Source organism: Candidatus Symbiopectobacterium sp. NZEC135 (genome assembly GCF_025962695.1).
Map to the genome: position 1 here is coordinate 1 of NZ_JAGFPF010000531.1, position 1,253 is coordinate 1,253.

The window sequence follows — 1,253 nt, forward strand, 5'->3', positions numbered from 1 at the left end:
TCGTGCGCCTGATTGCCGGCCGGGTCCGTGGCGGTGGCTTTGGCTTCCACCTTGCCTTCCGCCAGGCTGCTCAGATCGGCGCTGGTGCTCCACTTGCCGTCCACTACCGATACGTTCTTGACCTCAACGGTTTTGCCGTTGACGTCGGTAAACACCAGATCCACGGTCTTCTCACTGCTGGTGCCGCTCACTGGCGTCGCCGTCGACTCGCTGGTATTGATAAAGCCGTCATCACCGGCAAAGTGCTCGATATCGACGCTCGGTCCGGTGACGTCCAGCGTCGAGTTGGCGGTGTCGTGCGCCTGATTACCCGCCGGGTCCGTCGCCGTGGCTTTGGCTTCCACCTTGCCTTCCGCCAGACTGCTCAGATCGGCGCTGGTACTCCATTTTCCGTCTACCACGGTCACACCAGTTACCGTGACAACCTTGCCGTTCACGTCCGTGAACGTCAGGTCAACCGTCTTCTCGCTGCTGGTACCGCTCACCGGCGTCGCCGTCGACTCGCTGGTATTGATATAGCCGTCGTCGCCGGCAAAGTGCTCGATATCGACCGTTGGACCGGTGACATCCAGGGTGGAATTGGCGGTGTCATGCGCCTGATTACCCGCCGGGTCCGTGGCGGTGGCTTTGGCTTCCACCTTGCCCTCCGCCAGATTGCTCAGATCGGCCGTGGTGCTCCACTTGCCGTCTACCACGGTCACACCGGTTACCGTAACGACCTTGCCGTTCACGTCCGTGAACGTCAGATCGACCGTCTTCTCACTGCTGGTGCCGCTGACCGGCGTCGCGGTGGATTCTGCAGTATTGATATAGCCGTCATCGCCGGCAAAGTGCTCGATATCTACCGCAGGACCGGTGACGTCCAGCGTCGAGTTGGCGGTGTCATGCGCCTGATTGCCCGCCGGGTCAGTGGCGGTAGCTTTGGCTTCCACCTTGCCCTCGGCCAGGCTGCTCAGATCGGCCGTGGTGCTCCACTTGCCGTCCACTACCGATACGTTCTTGACCTCAACCGTCTTGCCGTTGACGTCGGTAAACACCAGATCCACGGTCTTCTCACTGCTGGTGCCGCTCACCGGCGTGGCGGTGGATTCACTGGTATTGATAAAGCCGTCGTCACCGGCAAAGTGCTCGATATCGACGCTCGGGCCGGTCACGTCCAGCGTCGAGTTGGCGGTGTCGTGCGCCTGATTGCCGGCCGGGTCCGTGGCGGTGGCTTTGGCTTCCACCTTGCCTTCCGCCAGGCTGCTCAGATC

The 1,253-nt window shown here is 61.8% G+C and carries 1 protein-coding gene and 1 pseudogene; both read right to left on the reverse strand.

All coding sequences use genetic code 11. The features are described 5' to 3' along the window. The coding region (locus J5224_RS28485) for an Ig-like domain-containing protein (RefSeq protein ID WP_413544740.1) at positions 1-932 on the reverse strand (932 nt) is incomplete at its 3' end. An 18-nt stretch (positions 933-950) separates the two neighbouring features. Next, positions 951-1,226, reverse strand: a pseudogene (locus tag J5224_RS35925) (hypothetical protein); the annotation flags it as partial. Positions 1,227-1,253: the final 27 nt, after the last annotated feature.